Annotated in this window: 20 protein-coding genes and 1 pseudogene; 7 read left to right on the top strand and 14 right to left on the bottom strand. The window is 56.4% G+C overall.

Annotated elements, in window-relative coordinates; genetic code table 11:
• Nucleotides 1-18: 18 nt before the first annotated feature.
• The 8 genes and pseudogenes from AC5I5I_RS15085 to AC5I5I_RS15050 all read right to left on the bottom strand — a co-directional run.
• On the bottom strand, nucleotides 19-2,118 hold the full coding sequence (locus AC5I5I_RS15085; RefSeq protein ID WP_495974418.1) for a protein-disulfide reductase DsbD family protein: 2,100 nt from the start codon (nucleotides 2,116-2,118) through the stop codon (nucleotides 19-21).
• A gap of 13 nt (nucleotides 2,119-2,131) precedes the next feature.
• Nucleotides 2,132-2,287: a hypothetical protein gene (locus AC5I5I_RS15080; RefSeq protein ID WP_495974416.1), complete on the bottom strand. Its 156-nt coding sequence runs from the start codon at nucleotides 2,285-2,287 to the stop codon at nucleotides 2,132-2,134.
• A gap of 386 nt (nucleotides 2,288-2,673) precedes the next feature.
• On the bottom strand, nucleotides 2,674-3,261 hold the full coding sequence (locus tag AC5I5I_RS15075) for a hypothetical protein (RefSeq protein ID WP_495974414.1): 588 nt from the start codon (nucleotides 3,259-3,261) through the stop codon (nucleotides 2,674-2,676).
• Complete coding sequence (locus tag AC5I5I_RS15070; protein WP_495974412.1) at nucleotides 3,258-3,611, bottom strand: hypothetical protein; 354 nt, start codon at nucleotides 3,609-3,611, stop codon at nucleotides 3,258-3,260. Before AC5I5I_RS15070 ends, AC5I5I_RS15075 begins: the two co-directional genes overlap by 4 nt.
• A gap of 4 nt (nucleotides 3,612-3,615) precedes the next feature.
• Complete coding sequence (locus AC5I5I_RS15065; RefSeq protein ID WP_495974410.1) at nucleotides 3,616-4,002, bottom strand: hypothetical protein; 387 nt, start codon at nucleotides 4,000-4,002, stop codon at nucleotides 3,616-3,618.
• A 360-nt stretch (nucleotides 4,003-4,362) separates the two neighbouring features.
• On the bottom strand, nucleotides 4,363-4,770 hold the full coding sequence (locus AC5I5I_RS15060; RefSeq protein ID WP_495974408.1) for a hypothetical protein: 408 nt from the start codon (nucleotides 4,768-4,770) through the stop codon (nucleotides 4,363-4,365).
• Complete coding sequence (locus AC5I5I_RS15055; RefSeq protein WP_495974406.1) at nucleotides 4,754-5,347, bottom strand: hypothetical protein; 594 nt, start codon at nucleotides 5,345-5,347, stop codon at nucleotides 4,754-4,756. Before AC5I5I_RS15055 ends, AC5I5I_RS15060 begins: the two co-directional genes overlap by 17 nt.
• 476 nt (nucleotides 5,348-5,823) lie before the next feature.
• Nucleotides 5,824-6,045: pseudogene (locus AC5I5I_RS15050) on the bottom strand (IS3 family transposase); the annotation flags it as partial.
• Nucleotides 6,046-6,066: 21 nt separating this feature from the next.
• Here AC5I5I_RS15050 and AC5I5I_RS15045 point away from each other — a divergent pair.
• The 3 genes from AC5I5I_RS15045 to AC5I5I_RS15035 all read left to right on the top strand — a co-directional run bounded on the left by AC5I5I_RS15045 (nucleotide 6,067) and on the right by AC5I5I_RS15035 (nucleotide 7,216).
• Nucleotides 6,067-6,522 carry a hypothetical protein gene (locus AC5I5I_RS15045; protein WP_495974404.1) on the top strand — a complete coding sequence of 152 codons (456 nt, stop codon included), beginning with the start codon at nucleotides 6,067-6,069 and terminating at the stop codon, nucleotides 6,520-6,522.
• 248 nt (nucleotides 6,523-6,770) lie between these two features.
• Nucleotides 6,771-6,962, top strand: a complete 192-nt coding sequence (locus tag AC5I5I_RS15040; RefSeq protein WP_495974402.1) for a hypothetical protein — start codon at nucleotides 6,771-6,773, stop codon at nucleotides 6,960-6,962.
• Nucleotides 6,959-7,216 carry a hypothetical protein gene (locus AC5I5I_RS15035; RefSeq protein ID WP_495974400.1) on the top strand — a complete coding sequence of 86 codons (258 nt, stop codon included), beginning with the start codon at nucleotides 6,959-6,961 and terminating at the stop codon, nucleotides 7,214-7,216. The genes AC5I5I_RS15040 and AC5I5I_RS15035 overlap by 4 nt, the downstream gene beginning before the upstream one ends.
• Before the next feature lie 508 nt (nucleotides 7,217-7,724).
• On the opposite strand, the gene AC5I5I_RS15030 is transcribed toward AC5I5I_RS15035, so the two are convergent.
• On the bottom strand, nucleotides 7,725-8,549 hold the full coding sequence (locus tag AC5I5I_RS15030) for an NAD-dependent epimerase/dehydratase family protein (RefSeq protein WP_495974398.1): 825 nt from the start codon (nucleotides 8,547-8,549) through the stop codon (nucleotides 7,725-7,727).
• A complete protein-coding gene (locus AC5I5I_RS15025) occupies nucleotides 8,546-9,430 on the bottom strand; it encodes a glycosyltransferase family 2 protein (protein ID WP_495974396.1) in 885 nt (294 codons plus the stop codon). Before AC5I5I_RS15025 ends, AC5I5I_RS15030 begins: the two co-directional genes overlap by 4 nt.
• 121 nt (nucleotides 9,431-9,551) lie before the next feature.
• Here AC5I5I_RS15025 and AC5I5I_RS15020 point away from each other — a divergent pair, with 121 nt between their 5' ends.
• A complete protein-coding gene (locus tag AC5I5I_RS15020; RefSeq protein WP_495974394.1) occupies nucleotides 9,552-10,805 on the top strand; it encodes an O-antigen ligase family protein in 1,254 nt (417 codons plus the stop codon).
• A 50-nt stretch (nucleotides 10,806-10,855) separates the two neighbouring features.
• Here the strand turns inward: AC5I5I_RS15020 and AC5I5I_RS15015 are convergent, their stop codons facing one another.
• Both AC5I5I_RS15015 and rfbA read right to left on the bottom strand, forming a co-directional pair.
• On the bottom strand, nucleotides 10,856-11,371 hold the full coding sequence (locus AC5I5I_RS15015) for a hypothetical protein (RefSeq protein ID WP_495974392.1): 516 nt from the start codon (nucleotides 11,369-11,371) through the stop codon (nucleotides 10,856-10,858).
• Between the two features lie 55 nt (nucleotides 11,372-11,426).
• A complete protein-coding gene (gene rfbA / locus AC5I5I_RS15010) occupies nucleotides 11,427-12,299 on the bottom strand; it encodes a glucose-1-phosphate thymidylyltransferase RfbA (RefSeq protein ID WP_495974390.1) in 873 nt (290 codons plus the stop codon).
• A 207-nt stretch (nucleotides 12,300-12,506) separates the two neighbouring features.
• On the opposite strand from rfbA, the gene AC5I5I_RS15005 reads away from it, so the two are divergent.
• Nucleotides 12,507-13,460, top strand: coding sequence for a hypothetical protein (locus AC5I5I_RS15005; protein WP_495974388.1), 954 nt, complete (start codon nucleotides 12,507-12,509; stop codon nucleotides 13,458-13,460).
• A gap of 140 nt (nucleotides 13,461-13,600) precedes the next feature.
• On the opposite strand, the gene AC5I5I_RS15000 is transcribed toward AC5I5I_RS15005, so the two are convergent.
• The gene (locus tag AC5I5I_RS15000; RefSeq protein ID WP_495974386.1) at nucleotides 13,601-14,512 is read right to left on the bottom strand and encodes a glycosyltransferase family 2 protein; all 912 of its coding nucleotides are present in this window, start codon (nucleotides 14,510-14,512) and stop codon (nucleotides 13,601-13,603) included.
• Nucleotides 14,509-17,676, bottom strand: a complete 3,168-nt coding sequence (locus AC5I5I_RS14995) for a glycoside hydrolase family 99-like domain-containing protein (protein WP_495974384.1) — start codon at nucleotides 17,674-17,676, stop codon at nucleotides 14,509-14,511. The genes AC5I5I_RS15000 and AC5I5I_RS14995 overlap by 4 nt, the downstream gene beginning before the upstream one ends.
• Nucleotides 17,677-18,262: 586 nt before the next feature.
• Here AC5I5I_RS14995 and AC5I5I_RS14990 point away from each other — a divergent pair.
• Both AC5I5I_RS14990 and AC5I5I_RS14985 read left to right on the top strand, forming a co-directional pair.
• Nucleotides 18,263-20,788 (top strand): glycosyltransferase family 4 protein, encoded by a 2,526-nt coding sequence (locus AC5I5I_RS14990; RefSeq protein WP_495974382.1) that lies wholly within the window; start codon nucleotides 18,263-18,265, stop codon nucleotides 20,786-20,788.
• An 87-nt stretch (nucleotides 20,789-20,875) separates the two neighbouring features.
• Complete coding sequence (locus AC5I5I_RS14985; RefSeq protein WP_495974380.1) at nucleotides 20,876-22,798, top strand: glycosyltransferase; 1,923 nt, start codon at nucleotides 20,876-20,878, stop codon at nucleotides 22,796-22,798.
• Nucleotides 22,799-22,925 lie beyond the last annotated feature (127 nt).

The following is a 22,925-nucleotide window of genomic DNA, read 5'->3' as shown; positions in this document are numbered from 1 at the left end:
CCGTTGCTGTGTTGGCGGTCAAATCGACTGGATCGTCTCGAGCACAAGCGATTGTGTGAGAATTTGCGGCAAAACCACGGGCTGCTGGCCGCGGCGATACAGCACATAGAGCGGCACGCCCGACCGGCCGAAACGCTCCAGCAGGCGAGTGATTTCCGGATTGCGGTTGGTCCAGTCGCCCTTCAGATAGGCGATATTCTTGCCGGCAAAGGCCTCGCGCACAGCCTCGCTCGACAGCGACGTGCGCTCGTTGACAAGGCAGGTGATGCACCAGGCCGCGGTCATGTTGACAAAGACCGGACGGCCAGAAGCGAGCAGCGCATCGAGCCTCTCTTGGCTAAAGGCCTCGTAGCCTGCCTCGGCGGATGGCGCCTGCGCGTTGGTCCCGCCGGAATGGTCCGGGCGGATGGTGACGGCAATTGCCACAACGGCAATGACCGCGGCTGTCGCCATGCCGCGAAAGGCGAGCGCGGAACGGCCACTCTGGCCTTGCACCAGACCATAGGCCCAGGCCGCGAAAGCGATCAGCACCAGGCCGGCGAGCGCCGCCGCCAATGCAGTGGGACCGACCTGGAAGCTCAGCACCCAGATCAGCCAGGCCACGGTGCCGTAAAGCGGAAAGGCCAGGAACTGCTTGAGCGTCTCCATCCACCGGCCCGGCCGCGGCAGCATTCGCTGAAGCCCCGGAACGAAGGCCAGCACGAGAAACGGTAAAGCCAGTCCCAATCCGAGACTGAGGAACACCGTCAGCCCGACGATCGCAGGCTGGGTCAGCGCATAGCCGATCGAGGCACCCATGAACGGCGCGGTACAAGGCGTCGCGACCACCGTTGCCAGCGTGCCTGCGAAGAACGACCCTGACAGCCCGGTCCTCTGCAGCAACCTGCTGCCGCCGACCCGGGTCAGCGAGGTCCCGATCGGCAAAATGCCCGAGAGGCTCAGGCCAAAGGCAAAGATCACGAAGGCCAGCGCCGCCACCACCGCGGGCGATTGCAACTGGAAACCCCAGCCGACTTCGTCGCCGCCGGCGCGCAGCGCGTAGAGCACTGCGGCGAGCACTCCGAAGCTCGCCAGAATGCCCGCGGTATAAGCAAGGCCGTGCATGCGAATGCGGGCCGCGGATTCCTGCGCGTGCTGCGTCAGATGCAAGACCTTGATCGACAGCACCGGGAACACGCAGGGCATCAGATTGAGGATGACGCCCGCGACCAGTGCGAGCAATGCCGCCTGAAGGAGGCTGATCCCCTGCCCCGCGATCGGTGCCGGCGTCGCATCGAGGGCAAAAGCATGCCGCGCCGATTTGCTACCGATATCTTCCTCGACCACCAGCACGCCATCAAGACGCTGCGGAAGGCTTTGCGATACCTGCCCGCGCTCGATGGCAAGCCGCGTCCCCTCGCCCGCCGCGACAAGCGTCTGCGGCGCCGAATTGACGATCAGCGTGTTGTCATAGGGAAAGAAGGTGACCGAGCGGACATTGTCGCGCTTGAGGTCGGCATTCGGCAACGACAGCGTAATGGCCTTCGGATCGGCTGCGAAGGTCGCTGTCCATGGCGACGGCTGCGGCAGCTGACTGCGCGCGGCATCGAAGACCGCGCTGTTGGCGCCCGGCAACGCGCCGCCCGATGCCGCGACCGGCAGCGCGAGCGATACATTCTCCTCGCCGGGGATGCATTCCTTCTCGCAGACGAGGAAAGCCACCTGCGCGTTCAGGGTGACCGTATCGCCCGCTTTCAGATGGGCCGGCGGAGTGATCCGCGCCAGCAGAATGGCATCACCCTCGTAGCCGAAGCTGGTGACCGGGCCGAGCCTGATCAGCGACGGTGCCGGCCATTCCAGCCCGGAGGCGACAAAGCCCTCGGGCAGCTTCCAGTCGACGGTCGTCGCCTCGCCGGAATCCCCCGGATTGCGCCAATAGGTGTGCCAATGCTCCTTCATGGTCAGGCGGATGCCGACCTGGAACGGCTCGCCCGGCGTGATCGCCGCAGGCTCGCTCAGAAGCTCGACCTTGACGAGGTCGGAGGTGTCCTGCGCCCGCGCCTGCGCAAACGGCAAGGTCAGCAGGACGGCGCAGGCGGCCGCGATGCGTAGGAACGATGACGAAATGACACGCCTCATGAGTCGCAATGTATCACCCGGCGTGACGGCCTTGCGATGCGACCATTGGCTGCGACATGTCTTCCAGCCCGCGACCGTCCGGAATACCGCGGATGATCGTGCCGAGAATGAGGGTGATCACGGCGCCAAGTGCGCTGACGATGGCCATCAGAAACAGAACACCGGCCACGCCCCGGAATTCCTTCAGGCCGCGGCAAGATGAAGATCCTCAATGTCGCATCTGTTTTCGCGGCAGCGGCGGCTAATCCGCTCGCGCACGCGCGACCGTGATGGGGAACAATTTCGGCGCCAGTGGGAAAGGCTTGGCATTGGGCCCCGCTTTCATCGCGAGGTTGAAGGAAATGAAGCTCGAGAAAAAAAGAACGATATGTGGGTCGCGCTGTCGCCGCACAACGCGGCAGCGAGCAGGACCAGCATGACGAGTGTCATGCAAATCCGACGACCTGCATGTGGCCGAATTCACCAAGCGAGAGCGGCAGCACGACCGCGACTTAGACGACTGGCAACTGCGAGCCGGATATCAAGCACGCCAGCGCAGAAACTAGTGTCGGTCCTTCAGAAATATTTGCTCGGGCTGAAACTCCTGAGCCCGGAGCCGGTTCGCTTCGGGCTGCGTGTGCTTTTGCTGGTATCTTGATACTTATTTGGCTTCGTTTTGCTAATTCGTATCCCGCCCGTGCGGGAAATTCTTTCGGCGCCCTCGATACGGGCGGAGCCAGTCTGAGTTTGGCTTCGTTTTGCCAAATTCGGCAGTTTGCGCTTACGCGTCACCTTCATTTCTCTACGCTTTTCCGCAAGCATCAGGGCTTCGTAGGCACGAAGCCCCTCAATCTCTTTCCGTGCTTCCTCCGGGGGCATACTGCGTAACAGGAATGCGGCGCAGGCGCTTTTGAAGCCCTGACGAGAGTGATTGATGTCCATCAAGACATTCGCGATCATGTTCGAGGGCTGGCGTGTATGCTCTTCCGCCAAGGCGACCATGAACTCTGCAGCGGCCGTGAAGATGCACATCGCCTCCATGATCGGGGCTGCGCACTCTGGCTTGAGCGGCTTTTCGCGCGCCTTCACCTCTCTATCGCCAGCGTTGCGGTTCACACATCGCTGCGCATTCCCGGCCGAGGTTTTTTTCTGCTGCAAGGTCATTCGCCAGTTCCATTGACGTTGATCGTCCCGTCAATGATCCGACTTGAGGTCGCGCGGAGACGCTCCCCGAGCTTGCGGCGACGGACCATGATGTCGTCCAAGGCTTTATCCAAACGCTTGGAGGCACCATCGATCATCATTTCAATGCGCTCAAGCGGATCCATTGCGTCGAGAAAGACCTGCCCATCATCTGCGGCGGTATCGACCGGCCGAGCAAACTTCGCGAGGTCGGATTTTGAATAGACTCCGTCATATGGAGGCAACTGATCCGGCGGAAGCGGATTTCCTTCGCGTTTCAGCCAGACCTCGAACTTTTGCAGCTGTTCTTCGGGATCATCGGTCCCTTCCATGTACTTATGGAATCCAGCATTTTGCCATTTCGCAACTTTTTTTTTGCATCGAAGCCGTTCGGCAAGCATCCAGGGCCAGGTCGTCGCGGTACCTCTCGCGCATACGCTCGACGATGTCGCGCTTGGCTTTGCGCAAGCGGAAGATATCGAAGGTTGCCTCCACGACATCGGTAATTGCGAGGTAATCGATCGTGCTGGCAGCGCCAACATCGTTGGCAATCGCCCTGACCAACTCCAAGTAACCCCGTTCGTCGGGGCCGTGCATTTTCGCGCGCCCTGCGATCAAGCGCATGATGCCAGGTGGCGCGTCCCGAAGAACGTCGACATCAGCCCTAGATCTGCCCCCCTTACGGCCGGCCATCGCCTTCGACTTTTCGGATTTTTCGCTCACGACAACCTCCTGTGTGGGCTGCGATGATTGGCGCATCTACTCACTCATCATGAGCCCGTATTCGAAGTTGCCCTGAGTTGAATGGATGATTCGCCCGCAACTGCTATAGCAACAAGAAGGCTCACTCTTTTTTCCAACACTGGCGGCAACGACGAGAACACTGTCTGCGGGGACGCGCCCTATTGTCTTATGAATTCACTCCGGAACACTATCGCGTGGCTTATTGCTCGGTTTCTATTGATCACCCAACTCGAGCATGATCGATAAGTTCTGAAGAGACAATGATTGACCCAACTCAAACGCAAAGCACGTTGATGTGCTGACATAAGTTTGGCTTCGTTTCGCCAGATGTACGCCCGCTCATGTTTCGCGCAAGAAATGTTTTGCAGCCTTCCGGCGACGAGCCATAGCCCGCCGCTCATAGCGCTCGGTACTGAAAGCGACATCCACAATATCGCTCCAGAGAACGTTGACGCTGTCCAACGAGTCCACGAGCTTCGCCCGCACGGAGCGCACATGTTCGATCTCACGGGTCGCCTCGACGATCGCCAACGCTTGATCGCGCCGCACCGGCAGCGTCTCACCCGGCCCCAAAAGCGATTCAAGCAACTCATTGTCTTCTGGCTTTTGGACTGGCCTGAGCGTGGCCGCCGCCAAGCCGTGCTTGAGGGCGTTGGCACGCGATCGCTGCTTACCTTGCACCGTCTTTGGGCCCGTGCTGCGCTTGGCGTTGCGCCTGTTGGCTTCGATCTTACGAGGCGAGGTCATCAGCCGCCCTCCAATCTTTCGGAGTGACTTTGCCGTCGATGACGTCTCGGCTCACGACACGCAGCCTTTCTGCGAATTTCGACTGGTGCCGCTCAATATCCCGCAATGCGATACTCCGGCGACGGGTCGCGGCATCAATGAGCCGGTCAATCTGTGAGAGGCTACCGATGGAATTCAGAAAGATCTCTGCTTCGTCAATGATATCGGTAGGCAAATTCGGTTTGCGCTGAGCGTGAACCCGCGCAGACCGTTCGATGACGAGAGGCTTCATCCGCCTGTAGAACTGGATCTCCATCGTGGCGAAGACGGTATCGAGAACGAACTGGTATTCAACAACAGTGCCCGCGCCCGTCGATTCTTTGAAAATGACGAACATTTCGAAATAATCGCGCACCGGTACGCCCGGCATCCGCGGCGCCTGCTCGATCTGCCGACGGATCAAATTGGGCATCCATCGACGCGCTTCGACATCGCGGCTGTTCGCTTCAGACAATTCACGCGGCATATTGCCTGCTTCTTCGATGAGATTGGTATCCTTCGCGCTGGAACCGTCCTCGGTGGACTGCGTCTGCGACATGGCGCTGTCTGCGGCGTTAGCCACAGCTCCCTTGACTTGATTCTCTTACCAAGCACATTCAACCGTCTGGGCTGCCAAACTGCAAACGCGTTTACGATTCACGCAGCGCTTATGGAGCTGCTGCAGGTTGATGGACACCCATTTTGGGTGTTTCAAAATCAAAGTCTGATGCACTTGCAGGCCATGCGGGCACAGTCTCTTTGGCCTGTCTGCGGCATTAGCCACAGCTCCCTTGATTTGATTCTCTTACCAAACACATCCACCCGTCTCGACTGCCAAACTGCAAACGCGTTTTCGATTCACGCAGCGGTTATTGAGCTGCTGTAGGTTGATGGACACCCAATTTGGGTGTTTCAAACTCAAAGTCTGATGCACTTGCAGGCCATGCGGGTATAGACTCGTGTGCGACGATGCCAAAGGATGAAGCAAGCGGCAGCTCGTGACCGTGCCTTCGAACATCTGCAACACCCCGATGGCAGGCACTCGCGAGTGAACTCGTCGAGTCGGGTCAGCAGCCCGATACGACGACCATCATTGGTCTGCGTTTTAAAATCATAGCACCAGACATGATTGCGGTGGGTTGGTCGCAGCCGAATGCACAAGCCGTCATTGAGCCATAACCCGCTTGTCGGCTTCCGTTTCTTCGCTACTTTGAGCCCCTCACGGCGGTAGATCCGCTGCACGCGGTCGTAACCAACCTCCTAGCGATGTCCTCAGCGATGAGTGACGAAATGCCGATGGGCCAGGTCATCCAAATTGGTGAAGCCCGGATACGCGACCATCTTCGCGGGATGGTCCGCGGGACGGTTGATGAGAAGCTGATCGCTATTCTGGATGCAGGGCGGACTAGTCGTAATCGCGATATCTTCGATTTGCGGACAAAACGAGCGGAGCTGCAGATGAAGACTCCGCTGCGCTTTCGCTGTTTTCAAAAATCATGTCTTTTCATTCGCGCGGCCAACGCCGGGGTCCAGTCATGGAATTTGGGCATCATTCGTAATAACGGCGCCGCGAATGTGAATACCCAACAAGCGAAAGCTGCGCTTGCGCCGCCCGGCGGTGCTGGCTCGTACAGACCCGAACCGTGCAGTTGGTGGCAGAATGCCAGCAAAGCGTTAGCGGCCGCGCTCGCGCGGCTTGCGCGTGCGGGCATGACGCCTATCATCGCGCTATGACCGCGCTGCAGTTGCCCCCGCCTCCCAAAACCGACCGGATGGCCATTGGTCAGACGACGACTATGATGTGGTGCTGACGGACACCGGCAAGCCGGTCGGTCGCATTTTCCGGCGAACCGTAGCGCCGGGGAATCCGAACTTTGGGTTTGGGGCCTCGGTTCCTTCGACGCAAAGGGTCGCCGGCCGTTCTATGGTAGCGCCGGAGGCAAAGAGGCGGCGAAGCGGGCCTTTGCAGAACGGTGGTGGGCATGACGGACCGGAAGACTCTTGAAGCCAAGCTGATCGAGCACCTTGAAGCCTCCCAAGCGATCACGGACGAGCTCGGCCTCGATCAGACCGGATATCTCGTCGAACGCGCTCTAGACGATGCTAGAGCCGTCCATTGGCCGCACATCGACCCCGACGTCGAATCTTTTCGCCGGCCAGGAAGCCGCAAATGAGAGCGGCGCTTCTCATCGCCGCTGCTGTCGGGATCATCTTGATGATCCCACTTGTGGCAATGCAATTCACTAACGAGGTTAGTTGGTCGCTCTTCGACTTTGCAGCGGCCGCCGCGCTTCTGTTCGGTGCGGGGATGATCTACGCCATTGCTTCAAACCGAACTCATAACCCGCGCCACAAAGCCGCAATTGGTTTAGGCGTCGCCGCTGTGCTTTTCATCGTTTGGGTTCAACTAGCGGCGGGGATAATCTGAAAACGATGGCCAGTGGCTACGAGAAATCAGACGACTACGGCGGGCCAGAGCCCCGATGGCCCAGCGGCATCCCTTTATTTTGGGCGATAGTTGCTGCGATCATTGCGGTGCCATTGATAGCGCTGATGCGTTGACGGCTCAGGATTTAGTAAATTTGAACCATGCCATCGGACCCGGCGGAACCTAGTCTCTTAATCCGCGTCATAGCTCCGGTGGCTGGGACAGAAGCATAACCGTCGCTGCCCGTCCCGATCGTGCCGAGCGATCCCAAACTGCACGGTGCGACGCGCGGCGGGCTTTTTTTTAATCCTCAGTCGCATCGCGGAGCGCGCAGATGGACACTCTCGACACAGTACCCGCGATGGATTGTGCAAAATGCAAGGCCATGCTGCAGGTGCGAGCCTACTTGCCGCCGACTGAGATACTGCCAGCAGTCGCCGGCTACTGGTGCGAGGATTGTCAAGTAGAGACAACAGTCGAAATCGACCGGGACGACTAATCCGCACAATCACGCTTCTTCTACTCGCGTCACGTCTTCGATCTTCAGATGAAACGGTCGGAATTTAAGATGAAGTCTCTGCTGCGCTTCACTGTTGTCAAAAATCATGTCTTGATTCATTCGCTCGGCCATCGCCGGGGTCCAGTCATGGAATTTGGGCACCACGCGCACGAACGGCGCCGCGAACGAGAATACCCAAAGTGGCGTCGTCAAAAAAAGCGGAGATTTCCCAAGAGTCGCAAAGACACGAGCGACCATCTCCTTGTAGGTGATGGTTTCACCCCCGGAGATATTGTAGGCGCGCCCGGCTGCATCGGCCGTTTCCAACGCAGATTTGCAGGCCGAGGCGACATCGTCGACGTGGATCGGCTGACGCAAGCCCTTTGCGGGGCTGCAGACGGGAAAGAATCCAAACCGCCGAATGAAACGGGCTATCTGACTAATGTTGCGATCGAGCCCTCGACCGTAAATCAGGGTCGGGCGCAAGATCACGCATTCAATCGATCGCTTATGAGACCAATCCGCAAGCTCGGCTTCGGCATCGGCGAATTTTGCAGCCATGACCCGCTCGGATTCATCCGGGGAGCTGGTTTTGGTAAACACACTGGTCGATGAGAGGGCTACAATTCGCTTCGGACCATGTTGCTCAATGTAGGGAAACCATTCGGCAAGCGTCAGGATCGGCATCAGGCTGACCCACAGCGGTATCCGCTCGTCACCGGAATACCTTGCGATCGTGCGCGAGAACGGAATCACCCGAGAGGAGTGCGTTAGTTTCGATTGCAGGCTTTGCGCAACTAGGCTCGTTGCGCCCAACATGCCGATATTTTTCACGCCATGCGTGCCTTCGACGGGGAAAACAACAACGCTCCTGCCACGATCCCGTATCGCACCCAGACGCTTGCCAAAATCAGATAAAACAGCACAAGAGGATACTTCTCTCTCAAGAATTTCCGGTAGAAGCGCACCATGCCGCGGTGCTTGTAATACTCGGTTGCGAAGGGATGCGACGCGCTGCTCACACCCTTTTCGTGCACGACCTTGGCATCAGGAACGAAGATGATCCGGTATCCGCTTTGCTGGAAGCGGACACACCAATCCAGATCCTCGCAGTGCAGAAAATATCGTTCGTCGAACAGGCCCACCTGATCCACCGCCTCGCGTGAGACGAGCATGCAGGCGCCGGAGATTGCTTCCACGCCAATCGGACTGTTTGGGAGAGGCTCCTGATGTTGAGCGTAATCGCGCACCAGGCCCGGAAACAGCCGTCGCAGCGGCAGCAATCCAAACAACCGTGCAAACGCCGTTTCGGGCGTCGGTATCACGCGCCGTCCACCGGCCTGTTCGGTCCCATCGGCATTCAGAAGCAGCGGCCCGGCCATTCCGGCCTTCGGTACAGATTGGAGTGTCGATACCAGACGTTCTATGGCGCCGTCCTGGACCTGGCAATCCGGGTTCAACAACAGAATGTACTCAGCGTCCCCTGCCCGAATTCCGATGTTGCAGGCCGCACCAAATCCGAGGTTAGAGGCATTCCGGATGATGGAAAAATTTGGACTCTGATGGTTGCTCAAAGTATCGAGGCTTTTATCACTGGAGGCGTTATCCACCACAATGATCCGACGGACGGAACCCGACCTTTTTGCAGTGGCGACGGCCTCGGCTAGATACACTCCTGAGTTGTAATTAACAATTACAACATCTACACGCTGCACAATGGAACTTCCCCCCCCAGCCTTAAAAACAATCTAGAGTAGGTACTATTGGCTTGCAACGTATAAGTGTACCCTCGCCCTCGAGCCAAAATGTCGCACCCGGAAAAGGACTACCAAGGCAATGCTCTTGTCGCATGCCATTGTGAACAAGCCGTTTACCCACATCGCAGCTCGGACTGCCGATTTTTTCGTCCTGGCCATGGCTATGGCTCTGCCATGGTCGATTTCCGCCGCCACCATCCTGGCCGTCTGCTGGATGATCGCTCTGGTCCTGAGCCCCTACGCCCGTGATGTCGGGCGCGAGCTTAAAACCCTCTGGGGCGGCCTGCCGGTTGTCCTTTGGGGACTGGCGGCGCTCGGAACCCTATGGAGTTCGGAGCCTCACTGGGCCGAAAGAGTGAAAGCGCTGGATGACTTTCACCGGCTGTGGGCCATTCCTTTCCTGATCGCCCAGTTCAGAACAAGCCCGCACGGCCGCTGGGTGTTGATCGGGTTCTTGATCTCGTGCACCGCACTTCTCGTTTTGTCCTACCTGACCTATTTCGTTCCCTCGCTGACGTGGCGCTGGTCCCGCAGCGATGGCGTTCCGGTCAAGGACTACATCGCTCAAAGCGGCGTGTTTGTCCTCTGCGCATTCGGCTTGCTCATCGCCGCAATAGAGAAAAAAAAAGAAGGGCGCGTTCGACTCGCGGTCGCACTGCTCATTCTGGCCTTCGGATTTCTTGCGAATGTCACGTACATAGCAACTGGCCGCACCGCGGTCGTGGTGATCATCGTCCTGCTTGTCTGGGTCAGCTTCAAACATTCCAATTGGCGGTACGGCTCGCTCGGCATCCTCGCAGGATGCGCGCTGCTCGGAACAGCCTGGACGACCTCTCCGTACCTCCAATCACGGCTTCTGACGTTGTGGAACGAGGTTCAATCCTATCATCCAACAGAACGCACCAATGCCTCGGCCGCGGTCCGCTTGGAATTCTGGCGCCGCTCGATTGCTATCATCGAAGAGGCCCCATGGCTCGGCCATGGTACAGGTTCAACCAAAACTCAGTTTGAAAAGACAGCATCTGGGCAGAAAGAACTGACGGCACTTGTCACGGACAATCCTCACAATCAGTTATTTGCGATTGCCATTCAGATTGGCATCTTGGGCTGCATATTGCTGGTTTTGATGTGGGTCTCGCATTTATGGTTGTTTTGGAGCAACGGTACCCTGAGCGCGATCGGCTCCATCGTCGTGGTCCAGAACATGATTGGCTGCATGTTCAATTCCCACTTGTTCGACTTCACCCAAGGCTCATTGTACGTGATTGGTGTCGGCGTGATTGGTGGCATGGTGCTCCGCGGCCCCGCCGAATTGGATACGCCTGCGAAATGAAGCAGCTAGACTAAGGTACGGCGATCAAGACCGATTACCGCATCGCCAAATCAGGGACACCGGTCCGAATTCATGATGTAATAGGCGCCGGCGTCAATGACTGCCATGACGCGGACCGTGCTACCGCCGCGACATTTGATCTTGGCGGAAAAATGGACGTTTTCTTCAACGCCGTCGCTAAGCTTCAGTGACTCCGTTACGTCTCGCCGCTCGCCCTTCGGCACAGTCTCCGCCACCAATTTCCCGTCGGCAAAAATGAACAAATGGAGCACGTCGCCACCCAGATCAACGCCCCAGCCTGACACCTCGACATCGTCCCCGACGCGCTTTACACCTTCGACAAATCCTCTGATATCGGTGCTCTTCAGCAAGCCGGCTTGACGCGCAGTCTCCACCATATCGGAAAAACTCTCTACAGTCCGATCGCGCAGCTGGCCCCGAAACGTCTTGATATCCTTGAAAGACGCCGTGCTGACTTTTTCCTCCGGGGCTATCGCGAGATAAACGGCCAGAGCGCAAAGCGCCAGCACCGAAGTATAAAGGATCCATCTCGTCCAGCGCTTCATTACCCCCTCATATTCTATCAAGACGCTGCGATCTCTAGCCGGTGTAGGCAAGCCCTCATTCGTCCAGAATGCCGTAGAGATACCGGCTGTAGCTCGATTTGCCCATGCCCTTCGCCAGCGTTTCGAGTTGTCGACGATCGATAAACCCCATGCGAAATGCCACTTCTTCCGGGCAGCAGATCTTCACGCCCTGGCGGTGCTCAAGGATTTGAACAAACGACGATGCCTCCAGCAAGGACTCGTGGGTGCCCGTATCCAGCCAAGCGTAGCCTCGGCCCAGAATCTCTACCTGCAGATCGCCACGCTCCAGATAGACCCGATTGACATCCGTGATCTCAAGCTCGCCTCTCGCGGAAGGCCTCAGACTTGAAGCGATCTGGACGACGTCATTGTCGTAAAAATACAATCCCGTAACGGCAAAGTTCGACTTTGGTGCCCTCGGCTTTTCCTCGATTGTAACCGCGCGCCCATCCGTATCGAAACTGACGATCCCGTAACGTTGAGGATCAGATACGCGATAGGCGAACACCGTCGCGCCCTCAGCGCGGTTGGTCGCTCTGTCAAGATAGCCTTGCAAATCATGACCATAGAAGATGTTATCTCCTAGGATCAGCGCGGAGGGCGAATCGCCGACAAACTCAGCCCCCAAAATGAAGGCCTGCGCGAGCCCCCCCGGCTTTGGCTGAATGCAAAAGCTGAGTTGAATTCCAAGCCTAGAGCCATCCCCCAGAAGACGTTCAAAACGCGGCGTGTCCTCGGGGGTTGAAATGATCAGTACATCTTTGATGCCCGCCAGCATCAAAACACTCAGTGGATAATAGATCATTGGCTTGTCATAGACAGGCAGCAACTGCTTCGTGACCGCAGCCGTGACCGGGTAAAGTCTGGTGCCAGACCCACCCGCCAGAATAATTCCCTTCCGATTCAATTAGTCGTCCCCACCATCATTCAACAATACAATCAGTGCCCCAACTCAATACTCCGGCGCCGGCAGGTGCGGTGCATCTGTCGCCTAAATGCGAAGAATGACCAGCCAGCGCGCTTGACCTGGTTGGTGTAATGGCGTGAGATCGTATCGACCTGCCGACAACCTAAGATAGAGCAAGTTTGCCCGCCAGTGAAATACTTATTTCAGATGCAGGCCCGGCGCTATCATCGCCTGCTGAACCAACTTCGAAATCATTGGTCCCGCCGCCGCAGCAAGATAAACAGCAACAATCCCGTGGCGACCCCGCCAAACAACTTCAAGCCAACCATTTCAAATGCCGTGCAACTGGGATTTCTCGAACGCGGCCATCCATCGCGCTTCGTCGAAGCATGTGCAGCATTGAACGTCCGCCAGGCCTCTGAGCCTAACAACGGCTACGGAACGCGCAGTTACGGAGCAAGGGTCATCGACGAAAGCGGAACCCCCTGCTGGCTCAAGGTTTTTGGATTAACCTCAAACAACAACGAACGATGGAAAGCAGAAGTTGAAGCTGACGCGATCGCCAGCTTCCCTAAGCCAGAACTCATCAGACAGTTCACCTGGAATCATGATGACGAGTTTTGGGTCGCGCGACTGACGACATTGGTTGCAGGAATCGTAGAAGAAGGTCCCTGGGCGGGCACCAGTGCTCATCGCGTCGAAGATTCTTGGCTTGAGAGCCTAAGCAAATCTCTCGGAGCGCTTGCACGACAGCCGTGTCCCCGCATGCACGTGCAGACTGGGCTTTTCGAGAGATGGTTAAATCGACATTTTCGGATCAGGCCTATGATAACTCCCAGTAACTGGGTAACCTCGCATAACGATCTTCAATGGAGCAATCTGTCGCATCCTAACTTGTCGATCCTTGACTGGGAATGGTACGGACAATCGCCACAGGGATTCGATCATGGCTCTCTGATCGTCTATTCCTGCCATGACGAAGAACTGACAGCTCGACTTGAAGGCGTTTTTGAGCCCGCGCTTGAGAGCGGTATAGGACCTTTCGGAAAGCTCTTCGCCGCCCATACGATCCGTAATTCGATCCGGAGCGGCTGGCTGTCCCCTGCGATGGAAGCCCCTGTCGAACAACTGATACGCCGATGGAAGTCGCACCTTCCATGAACGACTTGCTGTCATCTCAGTGCGATAGCTCATCGTGCAAAGACAACAAAGTTGAAAGTTGAAAACCTGGACCGCGCGCAAAGATGAGGCCGCCGCGGCAGCGTCAGTCTCGGACATGACTCTTGCCCATCCACAAATGGTTAGCTCGGCCGCTCCGCCACCTCTGGCCTGAACGCGTCGCGGATGCCCTGCAGGATCGACTTGAATCGACGGCCGCGGTCCGGAGCGAAAACCAGATAGAGCATGACCAGTCGGAACGATCGCCAGACATCAAATATTCGCCAACGCCACGTAGCGTATGGCCGGCGCCACAGTCGCATGCTGTTCCGAACTAGATAATAGGTCCGCTCCGGCGGATAAGCGAAGACTCGCCGACCTGATCCGGGCAAAGCTAGAACCGCATCGCCAATGGTGTGCTCCAACGCCGCCGCTCCGACACCGTATAAGGCAAAACCCTTCGCCTGAGCGCGAAGCGCCCAATCGGTGTCAACATGCTCAATGAACAGGCTATTATCGAACGGCCCGACTTCCGAAATCGCGGCAAGCGAAATTAGCGAACCGGACGATATCAAGAATTCCACCTTGAGGACTTCATCAGAGGCTGGGATTTTCTGCTCTCCGTATCTCACGGAAAAGCCCGCGATTTCACCAGTCCTCGGGTCCTTCCAAAGCGGCCCGACGGCGCCGACGCGCGCATGGATTGAGTACGGTTCGAGTAGTTTCGCGACCATGCCAGTCGAAGGGACGCTGTCCTGATCGAGCAAAAGCAGGTGTGTCGAACCTCTCTCTCGCGCAAACTCGGCGCCATAATTGTAGGCCGCCGCCAGACCAATATTCCGGGCAGGCGTGTAAACGAACACCGATTTTCCAAAGCTCGTCGGCCAGTCGCCAAGGTCGTTCACAACCAGCACAACCTCACAAACCATCGCCGATACTGACTCGATTACCCGATGCAGCAACGCAAGATCAGGATAATAAGCAACGATGACGGCCACTACCTTCGGTTCACAACTCCGCTCTGGCGGCGTTGATCCTGGGTCGATGCTCTTCACTGTCTCAACGAACCCTTGAGATCGCGGATTCGACGATCGCACAACAGGTAATGTGCGCTCTGCAGGACATCTTGGCGGACTTTGGAATTGGCAATAGCCAGCGTATTCCGACCGTCGTCAAAGCGGATGTAATCTCCGATGTACTTGTCCTCCGACAAACCGCGCCAATCGGTGTTGCGTCGCGTCACCAGCTGCAGCAACATGAAATAGTCCTCGAGAAATCTTTGATCTTCGAAGAACTTTAGATCTGAGATGTCCAGCTGCGACAAGTCCAGCATGAAGCTGTGAAGCGGAGCAATGTTGGTGGTCAAAAAATCATCATAAGAGTATCCATACTCGAATCTTCGTGCGCGGTTAATCAGCATCTGGGTGTGTGGATCATAAGATGTCTCATACACCCGCCCGAATGCGATCGCTTTTCCTGTCTTTCGTAATCGCTCAAGAAGCCAGTCATACGCGTACGGCATTAGAAGGTCGTCGAAGTCCAAAAATGCGGCGTAACGGGTCTTAACTTCCTGAAGCGACCGGTTCAGCATTAGCGACCGTAGATCACCGCTATCGACGGAGGTGAAATGTCGAATGCAGGGCACTACGCCCGGCGCCCACGGTACAGTTTGCACCAGCGCCTCGAGTGCCTCTGCCTGTATACCAGAGAGGTCTTGGGCGGAAACGAACGGTACGACATTGCATCCTCGCATTGACGCGAGGCAGAACAATGCTCGGCTTAGGTGACCGAAATCGCCACCGCAATGGAACCGAACGATGGTCGTTACCTCTGGCAAATCAGCAGCCGACTGCCTTTCCAAGACATTACAATGCGCGTCGGTCCGAACGCGGAAATTTCTGTAGCCATCGGCACCGACTACGGCGGGAAACAGCACGACCGGAGCATTATAGGCAGAATATGACGCGGTCGAACCGTTATCAGTAATCTGCATCAGTTCTCCGGTATGCCCGTAGGCATTGGCGAGAATAACAGACGTTTTGGTTGCACAGGCCGATTCGACCATCTTCTCTATCATTCTGCTATCGAACAGAACGGCGTCTCTGAATTCCAGCTCAAACCGGATCGTCTCGGCCGGGCAATGACCGACCTCGGCGATGCCCAGCAGACGCGCAGACTCCTCGAACGCAACGAGTTGGCTCAAGATTGACGTGCCCGCAAAGCATGACCGAAATGAACGCAGCAGATCCTCATTCGACCGCAACTCGGCTAAGAGCAAATCCGTCAGTCGCACCAGAAACCGCTCAGATGACGGTATGTCCGCGGACAGGTTCAGCGTATCAGAATAACGAATTCCAGATAGGGCTCGTCCAACTGAATTGAGATACGAGTAACCAAAGCGGCTATCCGGCTCCAGATGCGCGCCTTCAGCCCATTCATTCCAGGCATTGACCAAAATGAATTGCCGATCCGACGGCAACGTTTCCTCGGTGTACTCGATCGCCGCTTCAAGCCACTCCTGAAATAACTTTGGTGTGCTGCCGTGAAGCAGGTGGCCAGCGGCACCGTAGCGCGCGGTATTATCCCAGGTGGGAACAAGCGACCTGAAAAAGGTGAAGGTCTTTCGTTCTTCCGAGCGCCAATAAAATGCTGCCACCTCGGAGTATGGCAAAATTCTCGCGTCTTCCAGCGACCTGTACGGGACAAGCTGGTCCCGAATATCTTCAACATTGCCGCGGGTCCAGTCGTGCAGCACGCGCTCGACACCCGCATCCATACCGAAGTCGTGCGGATTGACCGCCCCGCGGGTCAGAACCGCCGTCACGAACGGCTTGCGTAGCCCCGCCGCCTCACACTCGACTGCCCATGCGTCAAGATATTCCTCGATCTTAGGAATATCCGTGGGCCTGTACACGAACAGCAACGGCCGTCCATCGATAGTGAGGTAGCGGGGATCACGGAAAAACGGAATCAGATACCGAATGAACGAGACTGCGTCCTCCGCCGAGTATATCTGCTTCAGCAAGATATCCTGTTCGTTGCCATCCCAGCGCCGCGTCCAGTTCTCGTTGGCCCAGCAAAAGCAGAACGGCATATCGATATCGGGGTTCTCCAAGAGCATCCTTGCCGGATGCTCAAGAATAAGCTTTCCGGCAAACCAGTAATGATAGAATACCTGCCCGTGCACACCGGCCTTGTGCATCATGTCCGCCTGCCTCACCAGCACTTCCGGACTCGACAGCGTGTAATAGCCGATGTCCCGATGCGGGATATGCTGCTGATAATGTCCCATGAATAGCGGATTTGCCGCTCTCACCTTGGTCCATTCGGTGAAACCCTCCCCGTGCCATCGATCATTTTCGGGGACAGGATGGAATTGCGGCAGATAATAACTGAGCACGCGGACGCTCCGTTTTGCCGGCCTTAGCCGAAAGTCCTTCTGCTCCTCATAATATCTGTAATCCCTGATTGAATCGTTCTTATGCAATCTTACGCATTGTCCAGGATGCAAGCTTGCGAAGACCAGTATCAGGCGCTCAAGCGCGTGCGCGAGGGTTCCGTCCGCCTCAATCGGCTCGGCAGGAAAGTCCTCGTATCGCAAGGGCAGATGCAGAAACTCCCGCAAGCACTTCGCCTGCGCCCAGAACATCGAGCCTTGGGGAAAGTCGATCTCGGCAAAATCCTCGACGGAAAGCGACGTGTGAATGTCCAGCAGCCTGCCCGCCAGCGCGCGATTTGCCGACCAACCGGATTGGTCCATGACGTAGTAATTCTGGCCTTCGGGATAGACCACCTTCGTTCCGGATCGAAGTAGCTGAAAAATGCGCGCTACTTGCGAGCCGGACTCGTCGGATCCGAACAAACTTTCGAGAACATTGCGGCGCCAGTCCACCAGATCTTTCTTGTGCGGCGTTCGCTTGGTGTGAAAATGACCGATGATGTCGTATTTGGCCAGACGCGGACCAAATTGAACAATCAACGCTGAAATATCTCGGCCACGGTTAGGAACGCATTCGACGACAACAACCGTCACCTGAGCGACATGTTTTCTTAACTCACGGGCTATTGTTTCCCTGTTGACATCCTCCGACACAGACACGAACAGATCGAAGTTGAGGGGCACACGGTTCAGATAGCCGGCAAATTCCGGCAGCATCTCCAAGTGAAAGAGGTGCAGATGAATCGCAATTTTCAGCCCGCAAAGCGAATCGAGCGACACCGCATCTAAATTCAAAGCCTCAAGATAGACCGGCGCGACGGAAAGCGGATTGAAGTTCCTGGTCTGCGCAGCAACTGAGCTTCCGAGCCTCCGCTTCGCGAACCTAAGTCGCGATTGGACTCCGTAGACTCCCTCGCTCCTAAGAATAGCGACCAGTCTAGATGCCGAGGAAGATATTCCGCGACGGAGGACATGCAGCGCCAAGGCCCTTAAAAAGCCCGTCACCGTCAGTCCTTGTTCGTCGATAGTCCTGGGGCTTCACTGCAGGCACGCCTGTGGTTCGCCGGCATTTCCCCTCTTCGTCCGCAGAATGGCATGGTGCAGAAACCGGTCACGTCGAAAGTGGCCCTTAACCCTCGTATACATGCGCAAGGATACCGAAACCAGTACGAAAACAACAAGGTTTTCGTGCATGATTATAGGTCCGAGACTGCGCTCGTTGGGCGTTCCCGCGATGCCCGCTTTCCGGATAAAAGTCCTTAGGGACAGGCACATCCCAAGCACACCGGGTCAGACCTGAACTGTGCCCTCTGTCCGTGAAAATCGTATACTCGTATTGGTAGAGCCGCAGGGTGGGAGTGAAGAAGTGGACGACGCCGAAGACCCGAGGGACCGACGCATCGAGGCGTTACAGGAGGAGCTCTCCTATTTGCGCGCACTGGTTCGTCAGCAAAACGTCCGCAGTGAAAACATTGCCGATCAGGTGAAGTTTTCGGTTGCCATGCAAACCGTTGAGCTGGAACGGGTCATCGAGGAACTGAAAAGCAGCACGTCCTGGCGTATTACGGCCCCGCTGCGCACCCTCGGGCGATTGAAGCTCAAGTTCAATAAGAAGGAAGTGCACTTGCCGGTGCCGCAGCCGGCTGACCATCGCCCCGTCATTGTACCGGATTCAAAAAATTTCGCTTTTGAAGTAATTGGGCACGCCAACGGTTTTTACAGTCTCGCCGCAATCAATCGTTCGGTCGTGACCGCGCTCAGCAAGCACTCCAATCATGTTGTCGCCTTTCGACCATACGAGGCCGGCCCTTCACGCTTTCAGGATTTCGACGCGTCCGACAGCGCGCTAGTCGCGCGCGCCGCTTCAACCGCCATTGACCATACTTCAGCCAAGGTCGCAATCGTGCAGCACTATCCGCTCCACGTACCGAACTCCCCTTACGATCTACTCGCGCTATATTTTTTTTGGGAGGAAAGTCGGATCCCTTCAGACATGGTTCGATCCATCAACCGACACTTTGATCTGTTTCTAGCCCCAACTCATTTCGTCGCCAAAGCAGCGATCGACTCCGGAGTGTCGATCCCGGTTCGGCACGTCCGAGCGCCGAACGACTTCAAGGCATTCCGCAGCATTGGATTGCGGCGCGACCGTGGCAAGCGCGATCGAGTAAACTTTCTTCATGTCTCATCGTGTTTCACCCGAAAGGGCGTCGATGTCCTGATCCGAGCATTCCGCAAAGCGTTCTCTGCCGAAGACCCTGTCCAACTTTTGATCAAAGGTTATCCGAATCCGCACAACGACGTGCCAAGGCTTTTGGGCGGAGGTGGCGCCGCAGGTGGGACGATCCACTATTTAGATACTCCGCTGTCGAATTCACACCTTCTCAAGCTCTATGAAGACTCTGACGTGATGGTGCTTCCGAGTCGCGGCGAGGGGTTGAACCTGCCTGCGGCAGAAGCGATCGCCGCCGGCATGCGGTTGATCGTAACCGCCGAAGGAGGACACGCAGACTTTATTTCGGATTCTTTCGCCTCCCTTATTGACTTCTCATTTGACCACGCCAGGTCGCATTTCAGCCGAATGGACTCAGTCTGGTTCGAGCCAGACGAGACAATGCTTATCAAATGTCTTCAGGATCAGGCAGCAGCCGTGCTTGCGAATGCGCCTGTCGAGGATGGCTGGCCAAGCGTCGCTAACTTCTTTGAGCCCACAACATTCACACAGGACCTTGAACGTATCGTCTGCGACTCTTTGTCTAGAGAAAAGGTCAGTCGCACCCATCTGGTTATGGTGTCCACCTACGACGTCGAATGCGGCATTGCGGAATACAGCCGCCTCCTTGTCCGGGCATTATCGCAAGCGGGAGGGCTCAAAATTGACATCGCGTGCGATGACCGCACCAAACCGCACGAGGCACAGGACGGCATCCGAGTTCTGCCCCTATGGGAGCGGTCACTCGGCGCCGACGCACTTGCAAGCCTAATTCAAAAGCTCGGGCAGCTAAAGCCAGACGTTGTTTTCGTTCAGTACCATCCATCGTTCTATTCTGTGCAGGCGTTGCTTCAACTAATGACGCACGCGCGCGAGCAGGGATGGCGCTCCATCGTCACGTTTCATAATTTAAGATATTTTGCAACAAGGGGCGGCTCGGAACTCACCGACGCACTTGCTCTTTTCGATACAATCGACCGCATCTTCGTCCACACAGTTTATGATTTGAACCTCTTAAAGTCCTTCGGCTTCACCCGAAACGTGACTCTTGTGCCGCAGGGTGTAGAGGTCGCTCAAACTCCGCCTCGCCGACACTTCGAATTTGTCTCCGACCGGCCGCTTGTCGGATCCTATGGCTTCGCCCTTCCTCATAAGGGGATTGATGTCTTGATCCAATCTTTTAGCAAGCTGAAAGCATCGCTACCCCTTGCACGGCTCCGCCTTGTGAATTCCGACTATGGCGCGCACCCAGCCGCAATAAAGGAAATCAACCGCTGTAAAGCATTGGCCGCTGATCTAGGCCTAACCGAATCGATCGATTGGCATACAGACTTTCTTCCGCACGACCAGTCATTGCTCTTGTTATCGCAATGCGATGTACTCGTTTTCCCTTACCAGGACACATCCGAATCATCGAGTGCGGCTGCTCGCGCAGCACTTGCGAGCCGCAGACCCGTCGCAGTAACTCCGATTGCAATATTTGAAGATCTGCGAGACGCAGTCTTTCGATTTGAAAGCACTCGGTCTGACGCGATATCTGACGGAATCGAGCAGTTGCTATCGGACCCTGCATTACGAAGGCGTATTCTGGATCAATCGGATAATTGGCTGGAGCAGCATCGCTGGGAGGAAATTGGCGAACGCGTCCGGGGCATCGTGGCGGGCCTACGGAACTCATGATTTTTTTGGGTTTGTTTGGCGCCTCTAGCTAAGTATTGTTCAGGGAGATGAAATAGTCGGCGACCGGCTGAAGAGATCGGAAGAAAGATGGATAGCGCGCGGACCCAGATAGGCGCACTGGCAGTAATCCCATCAATCAACGGACTTCATTTATTGCAGCGACTTCTGCCTACGGTCGACCTGCCCCCTGAACGGATCCTCGTGATCGACCAAGCGAGTGTTGACGGGACTGAGGCGTGGCTTCAAGCGGGCGGGTTTCGATGCCACCAGGCCAACCGGGCGCTGTCGTTCTGTGAGGCGGTCAACATTGGTCTGCGCATCGCCCAAGACGAAGGGCACGAGTTCGCTTGCGTTATCAACAACGATACCGAGTTCTGCGGCCCCGTTCTTCATGACCTTTCGAACGCGATGCAGCAAGAGCCTTCGCTTGGAGCAGTTGCGCCGTCGCAGATCGTATTGACGACCGACGGGAGCTCAGTCAAGTCGACCATTTATCGCTGCCGCTGGGAACTCGACAGCGTGAACTTCCTGCACGACGCCGAGGCGCCGCCGCCCACCGTTCAGTGGCTCGACAGTGACTTCTGCGAATTCACATGTGTCCTGCTTCGCTGTTCCGCGCTCGTCAAGACCGGTCTCCTCGACGAAGAATATGGCTTCTACTATGAGGACGCCGACCTCGGTTTCCGTCTGCGCGAGGCTGGGTATACCAGCGCTTATCTTCCGAAGTCACAGATACGCCACTACGCGGGATCGTCTTTTGGCACCTCGCTGGATAACCGAAAGCTAAGCTACATCGAGAAGAACCGCAGACTCTTTGCCCGCAAACATCTAGGCTATGTGGTCTCTTATTTCCGGGCGCCGGACTCCGAACAGCATTCATGGAGCGTGATCAATCGTCAGCTGCATTCCAGATTGACGCATGACGGTCTGATAGGACGAGGGCCGCGGCTCGCATTTGGCCATCCGAATGTTCCAGATTCAGAGTATCTTTTTTCGGTCTGGGAGACGACAAAGCTGCCGGCTGAATGGGCGGCTCAAGCTCGCCGATATCGTAAAGTGTTTTTGCCTTCGCGGTTCAACGTGCAGGTCTTCCGGGACGTCAAAGCAAATGCGACCTACGTTCCGCTTGGCGTTGACACCGATATTTTCACTCCAGATGGTCAGCGTTATAAGCTGTACGAAGGCCGCTCCATCCTGGTATTCGTCCGCAATCAATATCGTAAGGCTTTGGATGTCACGCTATCGGCATGGAAGACAGTCCGTCACGAGCTTCGGACTGACGATCGGCTGATCCTCTGCGGGCGCTTCCTCGACGGGGTCATCACGCAAACTCCAACTCGCAGCTTCAAGTCCGGCAAGCTTTTCATTCGCGAATATGATGAGGACCAGGTCGTCTTGATCGAAACTCTATTCTCCTTATCCGATCAGGAGTTAGCGGATCTGTATCGCAGCGTAGATGCAACCTTGCTGAACTCACGCAGCGAGGGCTTTGGGTTCACCGTCGTGGAGTCGATGGCATGCGGGGTGCCAGCTATTTTTCCGGACTATTCATCCACTGCGGACTTTGCGCATCCCGGCGCGCTAACAGTGAGCGGAACGCCAACTAGAGCCGACTATTCGGATAAGGGAGATTGGAACGACATTGGACATTGGTGGGAACCCGATCTCCAAAGTGTGTGCGATCGCATTCGCCTCGCACTATCATTGTCAGATGGCGAACGAAAGACCATCGCCCGCGCCGGTTTAAGTAAGGTGCGCTCGGGTTTCACCTGGCGACACACCAGTTTCGCCCTTAGAGCAGGGCTAACTGACGTCGGCGGCAGAATCGACATCACGCCAGGTCCGTTTTTTGCCTCAGCACGCAAACCTCCTGTCACCGCAACTGCTAGGTACGTGCGAAAGGGCGGCACCCTTCTCACAATGTTTGCGGATGACTGGTTAGCAAATGGTCTGGGCGAAGCGTCCCGGAGACTGGGTCGTCTAGCGAGGAATAAATTGAGGCGACCGTAGATATCCGAGTTCATCAACTCAAAGATCCTGAACGTCTTGACCGACTCATGCTGACGAGCGTTACCGAGCATCGCTCGATTTTATCCTGACCACGAAATCGCGCCTCGTGATCGGCGCTACAATTTAG

The organism is Pseudorhodoplanes sp., assembly GCF_059499825.1.
The sequence above is the reverse complement of the archived record's forward strand: the minus strand, read 5'-3'. Positions and strand labels throughout refer to the sequence as shown.

Bases quoted from the DNA above. Each gene is read 5' to 3' on its own strand.
- AC5I5I_RS15060 (WP_495974408.1), bottom strand. From the start codon at position 4,770: ATGACCTCGCCTCGTAAGATCGAAGCCAACAGGCGCAACGCCAAGCGC.
- AC5I5I_RS15045 (WP_495974404.1), top strand. From the start codon at position 6,067: ATGAGTGACGAAATGCCGATGGGCCAGGTCATCCAAATTGGTGAAGCC.
- AC5I5I_RS15015 (WP_495974392.1), bottom strand. From the start codon at position 11,371: ATGAAGCGCTGGACGAGATGGATCCTTTATACTTCGGTGCTGGCGCTT.
- AC5I5I_RS15085 (WP_495974418.1), bottom strand. From the start codon at position 2,118: ATGAGGCGTGTCATTTCGTCATCGTTCCTACGCATCGCGGCCGCCTGC.
- AC5I5I_RS15055 (WP_495974406.1), bottom strand. From the start codon at position 5,347: ATGTCGCAGACGCAGTCCACCGAGGACGGTTCCAGCGCGAAGGATACC.
- AC5I5I_RS15005 (WP_495974388.1), top strand. From the start codon at position 12,507: ATGCAGGCCCGGCGCTATCATCGCCTGCTGAACCAACTTCGAAATCAT.
- AC5I5I_RS15020 (WP_495974394.1), top strand. From the start codon at position 9,552: ATGCTCTTGTCGCATGCCATTGTGAACAAGCCGTTTACCCACATCGCA.
- AC5I5I_RS15040 (WP_495974402.1), top strand. From the start codon at position 6,771: ATGACGGACCGGAAGACTCTTGAAGCCAAGCTGATCGAGCACCTTGAA.
- AC5I5I_RS15035 (WP_495974400.1), top strand. From the start codon at position 6,959: ATGAGAGCGGCGCTTCTCATCGCCGCTGCTGTCGGGATCATCTTGATG.
- AC5I5I_RS14985 (WP_495974380.1), top strand. From the start codon at position 20,876: ATGGATAGCGCGCGGACCCAGATAGGCGCACTGGCAGTAATCCCATCA.
- AC5I5I_RS15075 (WP_495974414.1), bottom strand. From the start codon at position 3,261: ATGACCTTGCAGCAGAAAAAAACCTCGGCCGGGAATGCGCAGCGATGT.
- AC5I5I_RS15070 (WP_495974412.1), bottom strand. From the start codon at position 3,611: ATGGAAGGGACCGATGATCCCGAAGAACAGCTGCAAAAGTTCGAGGTC.